The sequence below is a fragment of the Luteibacter sp. Sphag1AF genome, assembly GCF_014192715.1.
Lineage (GTDB): Bacteria > Pseudomonadota > Gammaproteobacteria > Xanthomonadales > Rhodanobacteraceae > Luteibacter.
Map to the genome: position 1 here is coordinate 1010315 of NZ_JACHYH010000001.1, position 19377 is coordinate 1029691.

The following is a 19377-nucleotide window of genomic DNA, read 5'->3' on the forward strand; positions in this document are numbered from 1 at the left end:
AACGTGCGGACGCCGCTATCGTAGCCGATGGCGCGGCCCCATGAGGGCCGCGCCATCGTGTCCGTTAATGCACGGGCTTCCCGTCAGCGTCGATGATCTGCACGTCACCCAGCTTCAACGCACGTACAGGGGCTTCGATCTTGCGCAGGTCACCCACGATCACCCAGGTCAACGCACTGGGGGAAACCACGCCGGCCAGTGCCGATTGCGCGCTCTTCTGGTGCACGGCTTCAATCTGCGGCACAAGGGTCTGCACGTAGTCATCCGGGCGGCCGTACACGACGATGCCACCCATCGAGGAAAGCACTTCGCTGATAGTCTCGTAGCTGCCGGGCAAGGCGCGAACGCTTTGCGCACGCACCTTGCTGATTTCATCCTCGGTGAGCGGACGATTGCCTACAACGCCCTGCACTTCCTTGAGAATTTCTGCCGCCGAATCGGCAGTCTTGTCGGTCTGCACCGGTGCGTAGAGCAGCATCGGACGCTGACCCTTCGCGTCGATCAGGAAGCTGTTGGCGCCATACGCCCAACGTTTTTCCTCACGAAGATTCATGTTCAGCCGCGACGTGAACGAACCACCGAACGCATCATTGGCAAGACCCAGCGCCAGCGCATCCTTCGCTTCGGTGGAGGGCGCCAGGAAGCCGGCCAGAATCAGGGACTGCTGGGCATCCGTGCGGTTGATGAGAAACACACGCGGCTTCGGCTGTACGGCTACCTTGCCGATGTTGCGTGCCGGGATGGGCGAAGCGGGTGCCTTCCAGTCACCGAAGGCCGCTTCCAGTTCCGGCAGGATCTGCGCGAGCGTCGTATCGCCCGCGACCAGAATGCGGGCGTTGTCGGGACGCAGGATATCGGTCTGGAACGCCTTCAGATCTGCCACCGTGAGCGAGCGGATGGCCTCTTCGTTGCCCGATCCGGTGAGCGGAATGCCATACGCATGATCTTTGCCATAAAGCAGCGGCGGCAGCGCACGGAGGGCGAGCGTCGTAGGCTCGGTTTTTTCCTGGGCAATGCCCGCCACCCACAGCCGGCGAACGCGTTCGATGTCGTCAGCCTTGAAGGCCGGGTGGCGGACCACGTCGGCAAACAGCTGGAGCGACGGCTTGAAGTCCGCATTCAACGCGTTGAGGCCGGCCGAGCAGGTATCCAGCGAGCAATACGCGCTGATAATCGCGCCCAGGCGCTCTTTCTGGCGGGTGATTTCCACCGAGTCGAGACTGGTGGTGCTTTCGTTCATCATCGCGGCAGTGAAGCTCGCGGTGCCGGGTTTGCGGCCCTCATCTGCCGCATAACCCCCATCGAACAGCAGCTTGATCTGGGTGACCGGCACGGTGTGACGCTCTGCCAGCACAACTTCGATACCGTTCTTCAGCTTGCCGCGCTGTAGCGCCGGGAAGGTCAGCGACGGGAACGAATCGACGGTAGGCAGGCCCTTCGAGCGATCCACCTGGCTCGGCGTCACCGTGTAGGCCTGAGCCGCCGGACGAATCGGCGCGGGCCTGTCCGGTGCCACACCAAGACCCTTGACCGCCTTGTCTTCTGCGACCGGATCAAAACCCTCACTGGCCGGCAGAATCGTCAGCGTGTAATCACCCTTCGTCAGCCATTTGCGCGAAGCCGCCAGTACCGTCGCGATGGTGGCATCGTCAGAGCGCTGAATATCCTTCTTGTAGGCGGACGGATCATTCCGGTACACCTGACCGCTGGCGAGCAACGACGCCTTGTCGCCCACCTTCTCCAACCCGCGCACGAAACCTGCACGGTTGGTCACCTTCGCGCGCTCCAGCTCGTCGGCCGTCGGGCCATCGGCAAGGAAGCGCTTCCATTCTTCAGCGACAACTGCCTCGACCTTCTTTGGATCCACACCTTCCTTGACGTCCACCGTCAGATCGAACTGACCGGCCAGGGCGTAGGGAGCAATGCTGACCGACACGTCGTCAGCCAGCTGGTCCTGGTAGACCAAACGCTGATACAGGCGTGAGGTCTTGCCGCCACCCAGCACGGTGGAGGCCAGATCAAGCTGCACGCTGTCGTCCGTTCCTGCACCGGGGATGACCCACGTGCGCTCGATACGCGTTTGCGCGACCTGATCGTGCTGAACACCCCGGGTTGAGGTGGTCAGCGGGGTGGTCCACGGCTGCTGGCGGGGCACCGGCGGCCCCGACGGGATGTCGCCGAAGTACTTTTCGACCTTGGCGCGCGCCTGGGCCACCGTGATGTCGCCCGCGAGCACCAGTGTGGTGTTGGCCGCGCCGTAGTAGTCGTGGAACCAGCCCTTCACGTCAGCCAGCGAGGCGGCGTCCAGGTCCGCCATCGAGCCGATCACCGTGTGGTGGTACGGGTGATTCGCAGGGAAGGTGTTGAGCAGGATGTTCTCGACCGTGCGGCCATACGGCACGTTTTCGCGCTGGCGCTTTTCGTTCTGGACAACGCCGCGCTGAGTATCCAGTTCCTTCTGGCCGATGGCGCCGAGCAGATGGCCCATGCGATCCGATTCCATCCACAACGCCATGTCCAGCGCCGTGGTCGGCACCGTTTCAAAGTAGTTCGTGCGGTCGTAGGACGTGGTGCCGTTCAAGTCGGTAGCGCCCGCCAGCTCGAATGGCTGGAAGAACGTGCCCTTGTGGTTCTCCGAGCCGGAAAACATCAGGTGTTCAAACAGGTGAGCGAAGCCTGTCTTGCCCTTCGGCTCGTCGGCCGAGCCCACGTGATACCAGACGCTGACGGCGACCACGGGCGCCTTGTGGTCCTCATGCACCACTACCGTCAATCCGTTGGGGAGGGTGAAGCGCGAGAAAGGGATGTCGGGAACGACCTGCGCGGACGGAGCCGCCCACGCCACGGACAAGCCAGTGAAGGCCACGAGACTCGCGGCAAGCAACACGATGGTTTTTTTCATGCGGGTTTCCTTACCGGCCCTGATGGCGGCACTCCCCTGAGGCTAGCCCGCCTCACTCACACGAAGCAATTGCCCATGGGCAGAAAGCGGCAAGTGTCCGGGTGACCGCGTCCGGTGTCCGCGGACGCCGCACCAACGGGGCATCACCTGACAAACATCATGTAAATCAGCTTATTGCAGTGCGTGGTTTTGTGGCATGGCGTTTGCCTTACTAGCCCTGTCGGAACCGACAACCTCACTTTCTGGAGATACGGATATGGTCATGAAATACGAACTGCTGATGCTTCGCGGCCTGCTTGTCGCCTCGCTGCTGGTTTGCGGGCTGATCCTCGGCAACATGCTGGTTTCGCCCTACACCGCCATTCAGCTTGCCAGCCATGGCAGCACCGGTGCCGCGGTCGGTTTCGCCAAGGGTGGCTGCGCCGTACTTCCCGATGGCGTCATCTGCCCGCGGGTACGCTCATAATGCGGGGATGCTCAACGTCATCCTCTTCCGTCCCGAAATTCCGCCCAACACGGGCAATGTCATTCGCCTGTGCGCCAATACCGGCGCAGCGCTGCATCTGATACGACCACTCGGTTTCGAGCTGGATGATGCGCGCCTGCGCCGTGCCGGCCTCGATTACCACGAGTACGCCACACTGGCCGTACACGACGACCTGGATACCTGCCTCGCCGCGCTGGACCAGCCACGGGTGTTTGCCTTCTCCACGCGAGGCCGCGTCGGCCTCACCAATGCCCGGTTCGTTCGCGGTGACGCCCTGCTCTTCGGCTGCGAGACCGCAGGCCTGCCCGATGCTGTACTGGACGCGCTGCCGGAAGATCAGCGCCTGAGGCTCCCCATGCGTCCGGGCAGCCGCAGCCTGAACCTGTCCAACACTGTCGCTATCGCCGTCTTTGAAGCCTGGCGGCAATTCGGCTTTGAAGGTGCGGCGTCCTGACGACCATGAAAACGGGCGCCCACGCTACAATCGGGCGATGACTCCTTCACGCCCCACGGCCGATGCCGGCCCCTCGCGGTTTCTACCCCGACCGCTGCGCGTCCTGGCCGGGCGCGCGCTCGAATCGGTACTGAACCGCGCCGTCGATCTTGACGTCGAAACCCGCCAGCGCCTCGACGCGCTGGACGGCCGCAGCATCCAGATTCATCTGCGAGGCCCCGAACTCGCGCTCCGCATCAGCGTGGAGAAAGGCCGTCTGCGCGTGGGCCCGGCTGAAGAAGATGGCAGCAACTTGCGCGTCGCCGCGTCGCCAGGAAGCCTTCTGGCCATGGCACTGCGCCGGGACGATGACGGCGTGGCCCCCGGCTCCGTGGACATTGCCGGTGACGCCGAACTGGCCCGTCGTCTGGAACGACTGGCTCGTCAGTACGCGCCGGACGTGGAAGAGGCTTTTTCGCAACGCTTTGGCGATGTGATCGGCGTGCCGCTGGCCCGCGCTCTTCGTGAAGCGCTCGCCCACGCACGCACGACGGCCACTCACCTGACCGAAGACGGCGCCGACTGGTTGCGCGACGAAGGCCGCGTTGCCGTGGCCCCCGGTGAAATGGACGGCTACCTCGACGGCGTGGACGCCGCCCGCGAACGCACCGAACGCCTCGAAGCGCGCCTCGCGCGCCTGGAACGTACTCTCAAGGGACATCGCGCATGACGCCTCTGCGCCTGGCGCCGCGCCTTCTGCGCGTCGCTGCCATTCTTCTGCGCTACCAGTTGGACGACCTGGTCGACGGTGCACACCTGTTCCGCCCGCTGAAAATTGTGCGGGTATTCCTGCCCAAGCCAACGGCCGAGGTGCGCACCATGCCGCGCGGCGCCCGCCTGCGCTTGGCACTGAACGAGTTGGGGCCCATTTTCGTGAAGGCCGGCCAGGTTCTGTCCACGCGACGCGACCTTGTGCCCGCCGACGTCGCGGACGAGCTTGCCCTGTTGCAGGACCAGGTTCCGCCCTTTCCGGGTGCCGAAGCGCGCGCCATTGTGGAAAGTCAGCTGCGCGCACCGGTAAGCACGCTGTTCGCGCAGTTCGACGAGAACGCCCTGGCCTCCGCCTCCATCGCGCAAGTACATGCAGCCACGCTGCATGACGGGCGCGACGTCGTGGTCAAGGTGCTTCGCCCCGGCATCGACCAGCGCATCGCCCGTGATGTGGATCTGCTGCATGCGCTGGGCACGCTCGCTCAACGCTGGCATCCCAATGCCGACAAGATTCGCCCGATGGATGTCGTGGCGGAAGTGGAAAAAATGCTGGCTAACGAGCTGGATCTCCAGCGCGAAGGCGCCAGCGCCAGCCTGCTGCGACGCAATTTCGCCAGCGGCGTCGACTTGTATGTGCCGGAAATCTTCTGGGACTACAGCACCGAACGCGTGCTCACACTGGAGCGCGTCTATGGTGTCAGCGCCGATGACGTCACGGCCATCGAAGCCGCAGGCATTGATCGCAAACGGCTGGCCGCGAAGGGCGTGCGGCTCTTCTACGAACAGGTATTCCGCGACAACTTCTTCCACGCCGACGCCCACCCGGGCAACATCTGGGTGGATGTCAGGCGCGTGGATGAGCCGCGCTTCATCGCGCTGGACTTCGGCATCATGGGATCGCTTCCCGAGGCCGATCAGTACTGGCTGGCAGAGAATTTCATTGCGCTGTTCGAGCGCGACTACGCACGCATCGCCCAATTGCACGTCGCTGCCGGGTGGATGCCCGGTACCGTGCGCATCGACGAGCTGGAAGCTGCTGTACGCACAGTCTGCGAACCCTACTTCACGCGACCGCTGGCACAGATTTCGATTGCCGAGCTGGTCGTCAAACTGTTCCAGACAGCGCGCCGCTTCCAGCTCACGCTGCAGCCGCAGCTGATCCTGCTGCAGAAAACCCTTCTGAACATCGAAGGCGTCGGCCGCATGCTCGACCCGGAAATCGACATCTGGGCCGTGGCGCATCCGGTACTGAAGCGAATTCTCCGCGAACGCTACAGCCCCCGCGCCACACTGCGCGAGTTCCGTCGCCGCGCACCGGAATGGATTCAGATGGCGCCACAGGTACCCGAGCTGGTTCGCGATGCCCTGCGTCGCGTGGGTAGCGGTGAGTTCCGCCAGGTGGCTGATCCGGCAGCGCTTGCGCTCGCCCGCGACGATGCCCGGCGCACCCGCCGCCTGCTGGCCTGCTCGATGCTGGGCAGCGCGCTGCTTGTATGTGCCGTTCTGTTTGCCACATTGTTGCCCCATGGCCACTGGCCGGCAGGGCTGACGGCCGCAGCGGGCGCCCTGGCGTTTCTCGCTGGCTGGCCGCGCAGCGCGCGCTGAACTGTCGATGCTGGAAATTCTCTATCAGGACGACGACATCGTCGCCGTCAACAAACCGGCCAACCTTGCCGTGCACCGGTCGAAGTTCGTGGGTCCCGACGATGCGTTTCTCGTCGACATGGTCCGCGAACAGGTCGACGGACGCGTGCATCTGGCCCATCGGCTGGACCGCGCCACGTCAGGTGTCCTGCTGATTGCACGATCGCCAGAAGTAGCGGCTGCGCTCGGTGAGCAGTTCATGGGGCGCACGGTACGCAAGCGCTATCTGGCAGTGGCACGCGGCTGGCCAGATCCCGGTGAAGGGGTCATCGACTACGCGCTGCCTGGATCGCGCGACACAGGCCCACGACGCGAAGCGAGCACCGACTACCGCACGCTGGCCACCACCGAAGTGGAAATTGCGCTGGGCCGGTATGAGCGCCAGCGCTACAGCCTCGTGCTGGCTGAGCCGCGCACGGGACGCTTCCGCCAGATTCGCAAGCACTTCGCCCACATACACCATCCGTTGATTGGCGACAGCCAGCACGGTCGCGGCGACCACAATCGCCTGTTCAAACAGCATTTCTCGTCGCACCGGCTGTTGCTCCATGCGCTGCGCCTGGACATCCTGCATCCCGTCTCCGGCCAGCCGCTGGCCATCGAGGCCGGTCTGGATGACACCTGGAATCGCCTGCTGGACCGCTTTACCTGGAGTGACGCGCTTACATCTGCATTGACTGACGACTGCTAGAATCGTCGCCATCATGCTAGTCGTCACGACATCCATCGCCATTCCCGAGAACGAGCTGGTCGAGCGCTTCCTGCGTGCCGACGGCCCGGGTGGCCAGCATGTCAATCGCACGGAAAGCGCTGTGGAGCTGCGTTTCGACGTTGCCTCCTCACCGTCGCTGTCCGATGCAGTTCGCGAACGCCTGCTGGCACGCCGCGACCGACGCATGACCGACGCGGGCATTCTTGTCATCCAGGCGCGCCGGTTCCGGGATCAGGGCCGCAATCGCGAAGATGCCCGCGACCGTCTCGTCGACATCATCCGCGAAGCCACCGTCGTGGCTCGCAAGCGCGTGGCGACCAAACCTACCCGCGCATCGAAGGAACGGCGGCTCGTGGGCAAACAGAAGCGCGGCACCATCAAGAGCAATCGCAGCAAAGACTGGGGACGTGAGTGAGCGCGCTGCCTGACGCACCCCCACCGCTTGCCCCCTCGCTGCCGCCCTCGCTCTGGATGCGGCTTTGCCGCTGGGTCATCGAGCGAAGCGGCTGGCGCCTTGCCGGCGAATTGCCCAACGTGCCCAAGCTCGTGGCAATCGGCGCTCCGCATTCCTCGTATTGGGATGGAGTGTGGGGATTGATGATGAAATCCGGTGTCGGCATCGACATCGGTGTGATGATCAAGCGCGAAGTATTGAACGGCCCATTCGGCCCCATCGTGCGCCGCCTGGGCATGGTGCCCATTGATCGCAAAGCCGCCACCGACGTGGTGGGTCAGATGATCGAGCGGTTCCATCAGCAGGACCGCATGTGGCTGGGTATTGCCCCGGAAGGCACCCGCAAGCGCGTGACCACATGGAAGTCAGGCTTCCTGCGCATCGCCCGCGGCGCAGGCGTGCCCATCCTGCCAATTTTCTTCGACTATCCCAGCAAGACATTCACCCTGGGCGCCCTGTTCCATCCCACAGGCAATGACGAAGCCGACATGGCGGCCATAAGGTCAATGTACGCGCCGTATCGCGGAAAACACCGCGGCGCGTAACTTACACGTAGAGGCGCCATCCGCCTGCGTCTCATGCGAATACGTCAATGCGCGGCTGCAACCGGAGCAAATCAATAACCTCCTTCAGCTGCGTGGTCGCGCGGGAAGCGCACGCATATTCCCTGGCCGTCTCGGGCCCATATCGCGAAAAATCCTTGCTCCAGAAGCGAGCCGCCTCAGCCATGAATGCCACCGCGTCAATGGGCTCGTTGCCATCGGCGGGAAGGACAAAGAACGTTCCCGAGGATCGACTGGACAGATGGCCTTCGTCGAAGAGGCGCCCCATCACCTGTGCGAGATCTTTGGGACGAATATGATGAAGGTCCACGGCCTTCAAATATTCCCGCGTTGACTCGGGCATACCCGCAAGCGCCTTTCTCGCTGGTGCGAACTCCAGAGGATTGTCGACGTAACCACGCAGGCTTGGTTCGATCGCAAGGTACTTCTTGCCGTACGAGTCATAAGAAGGACGGTGAATCGGTGGCACATCCATGCGGCGCATCCTGCGAAGAGAGTTGTCTGGCCACTCTGGTACATCGCGAGCCTCCTTCCACCCGGAAAACGCCGCGCAGCGCTGCCCGCTTTCCGGCCTGTCATGACCGCCAATTTCTGACGCGTGGGCATCCTGAAAGAGAACACGTAAGCGAATCCATTGACGCGTGTGATCCCCATCCAGGATGGCAATCGGATTGTCTATGTTTATGCGGCGCGATAAAGCGCACCAGGAGATGTGATGGTGATGACTCACTCGAGATTTTTGATTGGCTTTCTGACTTCCGCCTTCGTGATGAGCGCGATCGCACAAGATCAGACCACCCCTGACACCAGAAGCCCTCGTAGCGTCGAGGTCAACCATTCGATCGCAGAACGCGGCTGCCCGTTTCGGATACATAACGGCAGAGCCACCGGCAAGCTGGGTAACCGGGAAGAAATGGAGTCGTATCGCTGGAGCACGAGTTGCGAGGGATTCGTCAATGTACGCGTCACCGGTAGTGCCGTGCATTTCCGGCTTCAGGAACTGAGCGGCAACAACTGGCGGACGATCGCGGACAGCCAGGCTACGGGCACAAATACGTACCTGCCGATGGTAGGGGCAGGTACGTATCGAATTGTCACCTACAACTCGTGGACGCGATCTGTAGATTTTGAAGTCGCCTATAGTCACGGCATAGGCTGATAGCGAATACAAAATCTATCGCGGTGCTAGTATCGACACGGGTGTCACTGCGGGTGTGCGACAACGCGCGCACCCGCAACACGCGGCACGAAGCGCACTATTGCGCTTCAACGCTCCGAATGCCCCGACTCATCGTAATCGCGGTGCGTCAGCAGGCCCGGCTTGATGAGATCAATGAATGCCCGTGCTTCGGGACTCAGAAATTTTCCCTTGCGCATCACCACGCCGTAGCTGCGTTGAGGAAAGTACTGGCGCATGTTGCGCACCACGAGGCGCTCGCGGTCGGCGGGCGTGATGCAGATGCCGGTGACGATGGAAATGCCCAGCCCCATCGCGACGTACTGCTTGATGACGTCCCAGCCGCCTACCTCGATGGCAACGGTATAAGGCACCTGGCGTTGCTGGAACACCATGTCCACCAGGCGATAGGTCGTCAGTCGCTGGGGCGGAAGAATCAGACCGTAGGGTGAAAGGTCTTCCAGGCGTAGCCCGGCCCGTTCCGCCAGCGGATGATCCGGCGGCATGATGAGCATCGGGTCGTATTGCTGGAAGGGCGCCCACGCAATGTCATTGGGCACATCAATCATGGATCCCACAGCGATATCAGCTTCGTCGGCCCGCAATAGCGCCAGCCCGTCCTTGCCGGTGACGTTGGCCAACTGGAGTTGTACGTCCGGGTAGCGTTCGCGGTAGGCCTTCACCAGTTCTGGCAGCAGGTACTGGATGGTGGATGAGCCGGCGGCAATGGTGAGTCGGCCGGTCTGGGCACCCCTGGCTTTCGCGTGGAACTCCTTATCCAGGTTTTCCCAGCCTTCGACGAGCGGGCGTGCCATGTCGTAGAGCGTCTCGCCCGCATCCGTCAGTGTGATGCGGCGACGGGTGCGCTCAAGCAAGGGCATGCCCAGTTCGCGCTCAAGCGCTTTCAACTGGAGGCTGATGGAGGGCTGGGACAGATACAGCGCCTCCGCCGCCCGGGTAAGCGTGCCAAGCCGCACGGTATAGACGAACGCCCGCAACTGCTTGAGCCGGTTTCCCTTGTAGTAGAAGCGCTCGATGCTTTCGGGGGGCGAGCCCTCCCGCCGCGTGGCGATACGGGGCTGCGCGGAGCGTGCGGGGCGCGTCGATGCGGGAGTATTCAGCTTACGAACCACAGGAAATTCCCAGGCCAAACAGTGAAATACATCCATCATTAACTTAGTTAATTAAACCAATTGAAACATTTGCTTTGTCAACATGGCATGCACAGGCCTAGCTTGCAATCCAGGACTTCCCGGAGAGCAGCTCATGGCCGTACCCAGAGATCTGATTGACCCGACGGCAGGCATCGTCGTCCGCCCGACCGGCCGCGACACCTACGCGGACATCCTGAGCCCCGCCGCCCTGGCCTTCATTGGTGCGCTCCACCGCCGCTTCGACACGCGTCGCCGACAGCTCCTGAGCGAGCGCGAGGCGCGCCAGGCGGCGTGGGACAGCGGTGCCCTTCCGGATTTCCGGGCCGACACCGTGGATATCCGCGAAGGCCAGTGGAAGGTGGCACCCATCCCCGAGGCCTTGCAGGACCGTCGCGTGGAAATCACCGGGCCGGTCGAGCGCAAGATGATCATCAATGCGCTGAACTCGGGCGCGCGTGTATTCATGGCCGACTTCGAGGACTCCAGCGCGCCGACCTGGACCAATCAGCTGGATGGGCAGCGGAATCTGCGCGACGCCGTTGACGGGTCCATTGAGTACACCAGTCCGGAGGGGAAGACCTACCGCGTCGGCGTTGATCCGGCCGTACTCGTGGTCCGCCCGCGTGGCTGGCATCTCCCCGAGCGCCACGTATCGGTCGATGGCGAGACGCTGGCCGGTGCCCTGCTGGACTTCGGACTTTTCGCGTTTCACAACGCCGCGACCCTGCACGCCGACGACCTGGGCCCCTACTTCTACCTGCCCAAGTTGCAGAGCATGGAAGAGGCCGCGCTGTGGGAAGACGTGATGACGTTCGCCGAGCAGGAGCTCAGCCTCCCCCGCGGCACCATGAAGGCAACGGTGCTGATCGAGACGCTGCCCGCCGTCTTCCAGATGGACGAAATCCTGCACGCGCTGCGTCGCCGCGTGGTCGGACTGAACTGCGGCCGCTGGGACTACATCTTCTCCTACCTGAAAACCTTCCGCGCGCACGCAGACCGCCTGCTTCCGGAACGTGGACAGGTCGTCATGACGGTGCCCTTCCTGAAGGCATATTCCGAGCTTCTGATTCGCACCTGCCATCGACGCGGCGCTTTTGCGATGGGAGGAATGGCTGCACAGATTCCCATTCGTGGCGACGATGAAGCCAACGAGGCGGCGATGGCCAAAGTTCGCGCCGACAAGCTGCGTGAAGTCACCGCAGGCCACGACGGCACGTGGGTGGCCCACCCGGCGCTGGTGCCCATCGCCCGCAGTATCTTCGACGAACACATGCCTTCACCCAATCAGCTTCATGTATTGCGCGAAGACGTCAGTGTGACGCGGGATCAACTGATTGCCCCGGCCATCGGCACCGTGACCCGTGGAGGCTTCGACAACGCGGTGGAAGTTTGCCTGCGCTACACAGCCGCGTGGCTCGACGGGTTGGGATGCGTACCTATCCATAACCTCATGGAAGACGCGGCGACCGCTGAAATTGCACGCGCACAAATCTGGCAGTGGCTGCATCACGGGCCCGTGGAATTCAGCGACCACGCGCAGATCACTGGCGCCCTTTTTGACCAGGCGCTTGCCGCCCACGCCTATCGACTGAAGCACAGCAAGCATCCCGGCCATCAGCGCGCGGAACAAGCGGCCTCATTGATTTCCATGCTGACACACGCCGATCAGCTGCGCGATTTCCTCACCCTGCCCGCCTACGACCAGCTGGCCTGATACCGACCACTCTGACGGAGATTCATCATGAAGACGCAGACCCCCGAACAGATCACGCTGGACTGGAAGAACAATGATCGCTGGAACAATGTACAGCGGCCCTATACCGCAGAGGACGTCGTCCGCCTGCGTGGTACGGTGCAGGTGGAACACTCGCTCGCACGCCGGGGTGCAGAACGCCTGTGGCATTCGCTGCACGAGCAGCCTTACGTCAACGCACTGGGCGCTCTCACTGGTAATCAGGCCATGCAGCAGGTGAAAGCCGGCCTCCAGGCGATCTATCTGTCGGGCTGGCAGGTCGCGGCTGACGCGAACACCGCTGGCACAATGTATCCCGACCAGTCGCTGTATCCGGTGGACTCGGTGCCCAACGTGGTCCGCAAGATCAACAAGACGCTGCTGCGCGCCGATCAGATCCATCATGCCGAAGGCAAGGATGGTGTGGACTGGCTTGTTCCGATTGTGGCGGATGCGGAAGCCGGCTTCGGTGGTGTCCTCAATGCCTACGAGCTGATGGCCCACATGATCGAGGCCGGTGCGGCGGGCGTGCACTTTGAAGATCAGCTGGCAAGCGCCAAGAAGTGCGGTCACATGGGCGGCAAGGTGCTGGTCCCCACGCAGGAAGCCGTACAAAAGCTGATCGCCGCACGCCTGGCCGCCGACGTCGCAGGCGTGCCGACACTCATCGTTGCGCGCACCGACGCGATGGGCGCAGGCCTGGTGACGTCCGATGTGGACGACCATGACAAGCCCTTCCTTACCGGCAAGCGCACGGTGGAGGGCTTCTACGAAGCCAGGCAGGGCATTGACCAGGCCATCAGCCGCGGCCTGGCCTATGCGCCGTATGCCGACCTCATCTGGTGTGAAACCTCCACGCCCGACATGGCACAGGCCCGTCAGTTCGCGCAGGCAATTCGCAGCAAGTATCCCGGCAAGATGCTGGCTTACAACTGTTCGCCGAGCTTCAACTGGAAGAAGAATCTCGACGAGAAGACCATTGCCAGTTTCCAGAAGGAACTGGGGGCGATGGGCTACGCCTTCCAGTTCATCACGCTGGCAGGATTCCATGCGCTGAACTATTCGATGTTCGAGCTGGCGCGCGGCTACAAGGAACGCCAGATGGCCGCTTACGTGGAACTTCAGGAAGCCGAGTTCGCTGCCGAGAAGTACGGCTACACGGCGGCGAAGCATCAGCGCGAAGTAGGCACCGGCTACTTCGACCAGGTGAATCAGGTGATCGCCGGTTCGCTCAGTTCGCTGTCGGCACTCAGTGGTTCAACCGAAGAAGAACAGTTCCACGCGTCCGCGGCGTAACCTCTGCGGCAGCATCACCGGCGCGTGCTGAAAGGAATTCAGCGCGCGCCGTCGTTTTCGGAAGGCGGAACCAGCGCAATCACGGTCCAGGAAGGTCGCGGCTCGAGGTCATGCATGCCGCCTGCGATACGCAGCTGCTGCTTGTCATCCACACCGAACAGCAGCACCGTTCGAGAACCGTACTGTTCGATGAAGTGCGGCCAGTCGAATGTCTCGGTGAGGCGCGTGGATTTGATGTGCCAGCCCTCATGTAGCAATTCGCCGAAGCGCGCGTGGGTCATGTCCTCGGCGAAAAGCGCGGGCGCCAGCAGGCTGCCCGCGAGGGATGCCCTGCCGTGGCTTTCTTCCGGCGAGAGATTGCGCAGGCGATACACTTTGTCCCGGCCAAATGTCTCGCGATAATGCACGCTGACCAGCGAGTTGAGTTCGCGGTGGGTCGACATCGCCAGCAGATGCCCCACCCCGGTGAGATCGAGTTTGCGATCCGCTGCCTGCGACGCGGGATTGCCGAAGAAGGTGGTGATGCCATCCATGCGCGCCCGGCGAATGCCGTTCCAGTCGTCGTCGGCCACCACCACGCGGAAGTCACCTGCCTGTTGCAGCGCGCGGGCGATTTCCAATGCCACTTCATCGGCACCAAAAATCAGTACGCCCCGCGGCTCCGGCTCAGCCACACCGAGCCAGCGCGCGATGGGGCGGGCGGTAGCGCTTTGAAAAACCACGGTTCCGATAATCAGCAGGAACACCAGCGGCACCAGTCGATCGGCTCCGGCCATGCCCGCTTTCTCCAGACGCAGCGCGAACAGCGCCGACACGGATGCCGCGACGATGCCGCGTGGTGCGACCCATGCAATCAGGGCGCGCTCGCGCCACGTGAGGCCGCTGCCGACGCTCGAAATCACTACGGAAAGGGGGCGGATGAGGAACTGCGCCACGAGGAAAATGGCGATACCGGCAAACAGGATGCCTGGCGGCAATGGCCAGCCAAGACGCGCGGCCAGCATGATGAACAGCGATGACACCAGCAGCGTGGTGAGGTGTTCCTTGAAGTCCATGATGTCGTCGACGTGGACGCCACGCATGTTTCCCAGCGCAATGCCCATGATCGTGACGGCGAGCAGGCCGGACTCGTGCGCCACGTAATTGGACACTCCGAACGCACCGAGTACAGCAGCGAGCGTGCCGTAGTTCTGCAAATATTCCGGAATGCTCTGACGCCGCAGCAGGCGCCCGAGGACAAATGCCGCGATGGCCCCGACAAGCACGCCACAGGCGATGGTGCCCAGAAACACCTGTATCGAATGCCCTTCCCGGCGCGACACGATGGCCTCGTAAACCAGCACCGCGAACAGCGCACCAATCGGGTCGATGACGATGCCTTCCCAGCGCAGCACGTTGGCGATGCGCGCGTTAGGACGAACCGTTCTGAGCATGGGCGCAATCACCGTCGGGCCGGTGACGCACGTAAGCGCACCGAACAGCAACGATAACTCCCAACTGAGCCCCGCGATCACGTGGGCGGCGACGGCAAGCAAAAGCAGCGCAAGTACAGCGCCGTAGGAGACCAGCCCGCGCACCGCATTCCCGATGCCTGACAGCTCGGAGAACCGCAACGTGAGGCTGCCCTCGAAAAGGATGATCGCCACGGCAAGCGACACCACCGGGAAGAGCAGATCGCCCATCAGCTTGTCGGGTATCAGCACACCGCTGACGGGCCCCAGGCCAATGCCTGCCACCAGCAGAAAGAGAATGGCCGGAAGACGGACGCGCCAGGCAAGCCATTGGCAAGCGAAGCCAACGACAAGCATCAGGATCAGGACCAATCCGGGTTCAAGTCCCATGCGGCATTTCCCTGTCAGGTGTGTCGGCCGGGCCGACGCAAAGGGAAAGATAGTAGGCAGGCGGCCGTGAAGAAAGGCCGAGCCCCGGTATCGAAGCGGGGGAGGGAGGGGATCCGATACCGGGGCGGGCGGGGCAGTACATTAAAGAACTGCCCGGTACAGATTATCCGCGCGCCCTGGCTATTCGTCAACTACCAAGTACAGAAATAGAGCCTGCGCTATGGGAGCACCCACCAGAAGCGTGAGGCTATTCGCCCTTTTCCGTCGGCAGTTCCCGGACAGCCGGGCGGCCCCTGCCCAACCGCTTGTACAGCGTGGTGCGTGAGATGCCGAGCTGGCGAGCCGTCAACGCAACATTGCCGCCATTGGCCTCAAGCGCGTGGGTAACTGCATCCCTCACCTGCTCGCGCAGCGGCGGCGCCGTCAGCACCCCGGGCTCGTGCTCACGCACGCTGTCGGTGCGCCCTCCGGTCAAAGCCGGGCGCCACCGCAGGCTGTTGCGACGGTCGGTCGACGCAAGCGGGCCACGAATTACGTGAGTGAACACGTGCGAGCGGTCAGGCAACGGCAAACGTCCGGGGATGCTTGCCGACTGAAGCAGCCGACGCCGCTGGGCAGGAGACGCGTGCGGGAAGAGGGATGCCAGCGTCACGCCTTCAACACTTCCTGTCGGGGCCAGACCCAGCAAACGGCGACCGATGCTGTTGGCCGCACGCAGGCGCCCTCCTTCGCTGATGGCGATCAGGCCCTGTAGTGGCGTGTTGAGCCAGCGCATGTCGTGCTGAATGGCCACGAGGTAACAACCATGCAGCCGGGCAAACATCGCGTTCTCGATGGCAAAGGCAGCCTGGCGGAAATAGCCGCCCAGAAGATCCATGTCGCGCTCGCCGACGCCCGTGATATCCAGCGCGCCGGCCACCTCGCCATCCACGTCACGAAATGGTGTGGACAGGCAGAAGATGGATTCGAATTCAGTAAGGTAATGCTGACTGCCTAGCACCGTGACCGTCGCGCCTTCGGCCAGTGCGCATGCCGGCGCCGTGGTTCCGACATCCGCCTCCAGAAGCCGGCATCCATTACGGATGGCGCGCAGACCGGCAGGCACCGAAACACCACTGTGGCGCGCATGCACGATCACACCACGCGGATTGACACAGAAAATGGTCCATTCAGGGCCGCCGAAGCTACCCCAAAGCTGCTCCACTTCATCGCGAACGCTCTGCATGAAGTAGCGCTCACCCTCGAAAATTTCCGCATCAACGCTGCGCGACGCGTAGCCAAACACCGGGGAATCCGAAGGCCGCACGCCCGCTGAGCGTGAGCGCTCCCATGATCTGCGCACGGGCTCGGGAAGAAGCTGGGCGGGCAAGGAATCACCTTCCGCAAAGCGCTGACGCGCCGTTGTCAGATCAGGCTGTTTCGACTGAAAGGAGTTTCCCATCGTTCGCGTCACCGCAGGCAGCAAGTCAGGGACAGCGCCGGACCCGGCGCCGTCCCTCACAAGAATACACCCGCGCAGAAAACCCCTCCGCCAGCGATCTCAGCCGATCTTCAGAATGGGCTTCAGCGTCACGCCACGCGTGCTGTCTTCGGCGGCCTGATTGATCTCGGACAGCGGATAGAACTTCACCAGCCGGTCAAACGGGAACTTTCCCTGCTGATACAGAGCGACCAATTGCGGGATGAATATCTGCGGCACGCTGTCACCCTCCACGATGCCGCGAATGCTCTTGCCACCCAACAGAAGATTATTGACGTCGAACTCGGCCTTCGTGCCCAGTGGCGGCGCACCGACAACCCCCATGACGCCCAGGCCGCCCAGCGCTTCGATGCCCACCGCAAGCACGTCCGGGCGCCCCGTCGATTCAAGGGCGAAATCCACACCGCCTCCCGTGATCTCACGAATGACCTCCAGCGGATCAACCTCACGACTATTGATCGTGTGCGTCGCACCCAGCGAGATGGCAAGTTCCAGCCGTGAAGGCACAACGTCTACGGCGATGATCGTCGTCGCGCCCACAGCGCGCGCCGCCATCACGGCACTGAGGCCCACGGCCCCTGCGCCGAAGCTGGCAAAGCTGCTTCCGGCGCGCACCTTCATCGAATTCATCACCGCACCGGCACCGGTCTGAATGCCACAGCCCAACGGACCAAGCAGTTCGAGCGGCGCATCGGTGGGAACCTTGATCGCGTTGTTCTGCCGGCTGATCGCATAGGTGGCGAAAGACGACTGCGCGAAGAAGTGGTCGTGCAACGCATGGCCATCCGGGTCCTGGATGGCGGTATCGCCATGCAGGTCGGCGCCGCTGAAATTGAGGCCAAAGAAATCGCGGCAATATGCGCCATGCCCACCGCTGCATGGGTTGCAGTGACCACACGCGCCGTAGGTCAGCACGACGTGATCGCCCACGGCCAGTGTGGTTACACCGGGACCGACCGCCTCGACCACACCCGAGCCTTCATGACCAAGCACGGCCGGAAGCGGCACGGGATAGTACTGATCGCGCACGATCAGATCGGTGTGGCAAAGCCCTGTTGCTACGACACGAACAAGCACTTCATCGTCTTTCGGGGCACGGATGCGCGCCTTCTCGATGGTGAACGGAGCGCCTTTGGAGCGGACGACGGCAACCGTGATGTCGCGCAATGCCTGAGAAGCTGTCATGGGTTTCCTCCTAATGTTCAGATCGGGTACGCGGGTGCGTCGCTCTTGATGGTCAGCCACTGCCACTGGGTGAATTCTTCCCCGTTGGCCGGGCCACCGATGCTCGTTCCGTTACCCGATGCGCCCACGCCGCCGAACGGGTTGATGACTTCATCGTTAACGGTCTGATCGTTGATATGCAGCAAGCCGGTACGCAACCGCTCGCCCAGCTTCAACGCACGCCCCACATCGCGCGACATCACACCCATCGACAGGCCGTACTCGGTATCGTTGGCAAGCTCCACCGCTTCTTCGTCAGTGTCGAATGGCACCAACACCGCCACGGGTGCAAAGATCTCTTCGTGGAACGCCGGGTTTTCCCGCGTCACGCCGCTCAGCACCGTGGGCTCGAAGAAAAGCTCGCTGTAGTTGCCACCCGTTTCGACCGTGGCACCTGCGGCTTTCGCTGCCGCAACCACGCGGGCAGCATGGTCACGCTGTGCGGCGTTGATGAGCGGCCCGATGGCGACGTCACCCCTGGCAGGGTCGCCCACGACCAGACTGCCTGCCTTTGCGACCAACGCCGCAAGGAAGCGGTCGTAAATGCCACGCTGCACAAGCACCCTGCCCGTCGCCATGCATATCTGCCCCTGATGCAGGTAAACACCCCAGGCCGTATTGGCGATCGCCAGGTCGAGGTCGGCGTCGTCCAGAATGATGAGCGAGTTCTTGCCGCCCAGTTCCAGCGATACTTTCTTGAGATTGCGGCTCGCCGCTTCACCCACCTTCCGTCCAGCTGCCGTGGAACCGGTGAACTGGATCATGGCCACTTCAGGTGCACTGGTCAGTGCCGCACCCGCCGCGCCGTCACCCGGCAGGACATGAAGCACACCCTCGGGCAACCCAGCCAGTTCAAACAGCCGGGCGATGACGAAACCCCCGCAGATGGACGTGCGCGGATCGGGTTTCAACACCACCGCGTTGCCCAGGGCCAACGCAGGCGCAACCGCGCGGATGGCGAGGTACAGCGGGAAATTGAAGGGTGAGATTACGCCCACCACACCCAGCGGGCGTCGACGCGCGAGACTGATGCGTCCTGCGTTGGACGGAAGCACCTCGCCTACGCTTCTGGACGGCAGGGCCGACGCTTCATGCAGCACCTTGATGGATACTGCCACTTCAAACTGCGCCTTCAGGCGGGTAGAGCCGCTTTCGCGCACAAGCCATTCGACCATCTCTGCTTGATGCGCCTCGGCGAAGGATGCCGCGCGGCGCAACGTGGCACTCCGCTCATCATAAGCAAGCGCTGCCCATGCGATCTGCGCCACGGACGCGGTACGGGCAGACTGGTTGACCTGGCTGGCATCAGCCATGCCGATCTTTGCGAGGATCTCACCGGTGGCGGGCTCTACGACGTCAGCAGCGCCGAGGGCGCCCTTCGTCCATTGGCCTGTAAACAACTTGCCGTCGAGCACGTCTGGCGGCAAGAGGGAGGTGCGGTGCGTGGTGTCCATGGAGCCCTCTCACGATGTGTTGTCGCCCTATTGGGAGCGCATGGGCACGGATT

At 62.8% G+C, this 19377-nt stretch carries 17 protein-coding genes; 10 read left to right on the forward strand and 7 right to left on the reverse strand.

Annotated features, from left to right (window positions below; all coding sequences use genetic code 11):
- Positions 1 to 64 precede the first annotated feature (64 nt).
- Positions 65 to 2902 (reverse strand): pitrilysin family protein, encoded by a 2838-nt coding sequence (locus tag FHW69_RS04590; RefSeq protein ID WP_183421813.1) that lies wholly within the window; start codon positions 2900 to 2902, stop codon positions 65 to 67.
- 262 nt (positions 2903 to 3164) lie between these two features.
- Between FHW69_RS04590 and FHW69_RS04595 the strand changes: the two genes are divergently transcribed.
- From FHW69_RS04595 to FHW69_RS04625, 7 genes are read left to right on the forward strand one after another with little or no spacing between them, the layout of a single operon-like run.
- Positions 3165 to 3368: a hypothetical protein gene (locus tag FHW69_RS04595; protein WP_183421814.1), complete on the forward strand. Its 204-nt coding sequence runs from the start codon at positions 3165 to 3167 to the stop codon at positions 3366 to 3368.
- A gap of 7 nt (positions 3369 to 3375) precedes the next feature.
- The gene (locus tag FHW69_RS04600; RefSeq protein ID WP_183421815.1) at positions 3376 to 3843 is read left to right on the forward strand and encodes a tRNA (cytidine(34)-2'-O)-methyltransferase; all 468 of its coding nucleotides are present in this window, start codon (positions 3376 to 3378) and stop codon (positions 3841 to 3843) included.
- A gap of 37 nt (positions 3844 to 3880) precedes the next feature.
- Entirely contained in the window at positions 3881 to 4552 is a 672-nt protein-coding gene (locus FHW69_RS04605) for an SCP2 sterol-binding domain-containing protein (RefSeq protein ID WP_183421816.1), read from the forward strand.
- On the forward strand, positions 4549 to 6198 hold the full coding sequence (gene ubiB, locus FHW69_RS04610) for a ubiquinone biosynthesis regulatory protein kinase UbiB (protein WP_183421817.1): 1650 nt from the start codon (positions 4549 to 4551) through the stop codon (positions 6196 to 6198). Before FHW69_RS04605 ends, ubiB begins: the two co-directional genes overlap by 4 nt.
- Before the next feature lie 7 nt (positions 6199 to 6205).
- Complete coding sequence (locus FHW69_RS04615; RefSeq protein WP_183421818.1) at positions 6206 to 6928, forward strand: pseudouridine synthase; 723 nt, start codon at positions 6206 to 6208, stop codon at positions 6926 to 6928.
- A gap of 13 nt (positions 6929 to 6941) precedes the next feature.
- Positions 6942 to 7364 (forward strand): alternative ribosome rescue aminoacyl-tRNA hydrolase ArfB, encoded by a 423-nt coding sequence (gene arfB, locus FHW69_RS04620; protein ID WP_183421819.1) that lies wholly within the window; start codon positions 6942 to 6944, stop codon positions 7362 to 7364.
- Positions 7361 to 7948 carry a 1-acyl-sn-glycerol-3-phosphate acyltransferase gene (locus FHW69_RS04625; protein ID WP_343203959.1) on the forward strand — a complete coding sequence of 196 codons (588 nt, stop codon included), beginning with the start codon at positions 7361 to 7363 and terminating at the stop codon, positions 7946 to 7948. Before arfB ends, FHW69_RS04625 begins: the two co-directional genes overlap by 4 nt.
- Positions 7949 to 7979: 31 nt before the next feature.
- Here FHW69_RS04625 and FHW69_RS04630 read toward each other — a convergent pair whose 3' ends face one another.
- The gene (locus FHW69_RS04630) at positions 7980 to 8441 is read right to left on the reverse strand and encodes a hypothetical protein (RefSeq protein WP_183421820.1); all 462 of its coding nucleotides are present in this window, start codon (positions 8439 to 8441) and stop codon (positions 7980 to 7982) included.
- Between the two features lie 240 nt (positions 8442 to 8681).
- Between FHW69_RS04630 and FHW69_RS04635 the strand changes: the two genes are divergently transcribed.
- Positions 8682 to 9125, forward strand: a complete 444-nt coding sequence (locus FHW69_RS04635; protein WP_183421821.1) for a hypothetical protein — start codon at positions 8682 to 8684, stop codon at positions 9123 to 9125.
- 107 nt (positions 9126 to 9232) lie between these two features.
- Here the strand turns inward: FHW69_RS04635 and FHW69_RS04640 are convergent, their stop codons facing one another.
- On the reverse strand, positions 9233 to 10180 hold the full coding sequence (locus tag FHW69_RS04640) for a LysR family transcriptional regulator (protein WP_343203987.1): 948 nt from the start codon (positions 10178 to 10180) through the stop codon (positions 9233 to 9235).
- A 229-nt stretch (positions 10181 to 10409) separates the two neighbouring features.
- On the opposite strand from FHW69_RS04640, the gene aceB reads away from it, so the two are divergent.
- On the forward strand, positions 10410 to 12011 hold the full coding sequence (aceB, locus tag FHW69_RS04645; RefSeq protein ID WP_183421823.1) for a malate synthase A: 1602 nt from the start codon (positions 10410 to 10412) through the stop codon (positions 12009 to 12011).
- A 27-nt stretch (positions 12012 to 12038) separates the two neighbouring features.
- Positions 12039 to 13325: an isocitrate lyase gene (gene aceA, locus FHW69_RS04650; protein ID WP_183421824.1), complete on the forward strand. Its 1287-nt coding sequence runs from the start codon at positions 12039 to 12041 to the stop codon at positions 13323 to 13325.
- A 38-nt stretch (positions 13326 to 13363) separates the two neighbouring features.
- Here aceA and FHW69_RS04655 read toward each other — a convergent pair whose 3' ends face one another.
- The 4 genes from FHW69_RS04655 to FHW69_RS04670 form a co-directional block, all read right to left on the reverse strand.
- Positions 13364 to 15166: a sodium:proton antiporter gene (locus FHW69_RS04655; protein ID WP_183421825.1), complete on the reverse strand. Its 1803-nt coding sequence runs from the start codon at positions 15164 to 15166 to the stop codon at positions 13364 to 13366.
- A gap of 247 nt (positions 15167 to 15413) precedes the next feature.
- On the reverse strand, positions 15414 to 16607 hold the full coding sequence (locus FHW69_RS04660; RefSeq protein ID WP_183421826.1) for a helix-turn-helix domain-containing protein: 1194 nt from the start codon (positions 16605 to 16607) through the stop codon (positions 15414 to 15416).
- 99 nt (positions 16608 to 16706) lie between these two features.
- Positions 16707 to 17831, reverse strand: coding sequence for an NAD(P)-dependent alcohol dehydrogenase (locus FHW69_RS04665; protein ID WP_183421827.1), 1125 nt, complete (start codon positions 17829 to 17831; stop codon positions 16707 to 16709).
- 17 nt (positions 17832 to 17848) lie between these two features.
- A complete protein-coding gene (locus FHW69_RS04670; RefSeq protein ID WP_183421828.1) occupies positions 17849 to 19324 on the reverse strand; it encodes a benzaldehyde dehydrogenase in 1476 nt (491 codons plus the stop codon).
- Positions 19325 to 19377 lie beyond the last annotated feature (53 nt).

Coding starts and splice junctions, on each gene's coding strand:
- FHW69_RS04660 (WP_183421826.1), bottom strand. CDS start 16,607: ATGGGAAACTCCTTTCAGTCGAAACAGCCTGATCTGACAACGGCGCGT.
- FHW69_RS04615 (WP_183421818.1), top strand. CDS start 6,206: ATGCTGGAAATTCTCTATCAGGACGACGACATCGTCGCCGTCAACAAA.
- FHW69_RS04655 (WP_183421825.1), bottom strand. CDS start 15,166: ATGGGACTTGAACCCGGATTGGTCCTGATCCTGATGCTTGTCGTTGGC.
- FHW69_RS04630 (WP_183421820.1), bottom strand. CDS start 8,441: ATGGATGTGCCACCGATTCACCGTCCTTCTTATGACTCGTACGGCAAG.
- FHW69_RS04605 (WP_183421816.1), top strand. CDS start 3,881: ATGACTCCTTCACGCCCCACGGCCGATGCCGGCCCCTCGCGGTTTCTA.
- ubiB (WP_183421817.1), top strand. CDS start 4,549: ATGACGCCTCTGCGCCTGGCGCCGCGCCTTCTGCGCGTCGCTGCCATT.
- FHW69_RS04665 (WP_183421827.1), bottom strand. CDS start 17,831: ATGACAGCTTCTCAGGCATTGCGCGACATCACGGTTGCCGTCGTCCGC.
- FHW69_RS04595 (WP_183421814.1), top strand. CDS start 3,165: ATGAAATACGAACTGCTGATGCTTCGCGGCCTGCTTGTCGCCTCGCTG.
- arfB (WP_183421819.1), top strand. CDS start 6,942: ATGCTAGTCGTCACGACATCCATCGCCATTCCCGAGAACGAGCTGGTC.
- aceB (WP_183421823.1), top strand. CDS start 10,410: ATGGCCGTACCCAGAGATCTGATTGACCCGACGGCAGGCATCGTCGTC.
- FHW69_RS04590 (WP_183421813.1), bottom strand. CDS start 2,902: ATGAAAAAAACCATCGTGTTGCTTGCCGCGAGTCTCGTGGCCTTCACT.
- aceA (WP_183421824.1), top strand. CDS start 12,039: ATGAAGACGCAGACCCCCGAACAGATCACGCTGGACTGGAAGAACAAT.
- FHW69_RS04670 (WP_183421828.1), bottom strand. CDS start 19,324: ATGGACACCACGCACCGCACCTCCCTCTTGCCGCCAGACGTGCTCGAC.
- FHW69_RS04635 (WP_183421821.1), top strand. CDS start 8,682: ATGGTGATGACTCACTCGAGATTTTTGATTGGCTTTCTGACTTCCGCC.
- FHW69_RS04600 (WP_183421815.1), top strand. CDS start 3,376: ATGCTCAACGTCATCCTCTTCCGTCCCGAAATTCCGCCCAACACGGGC.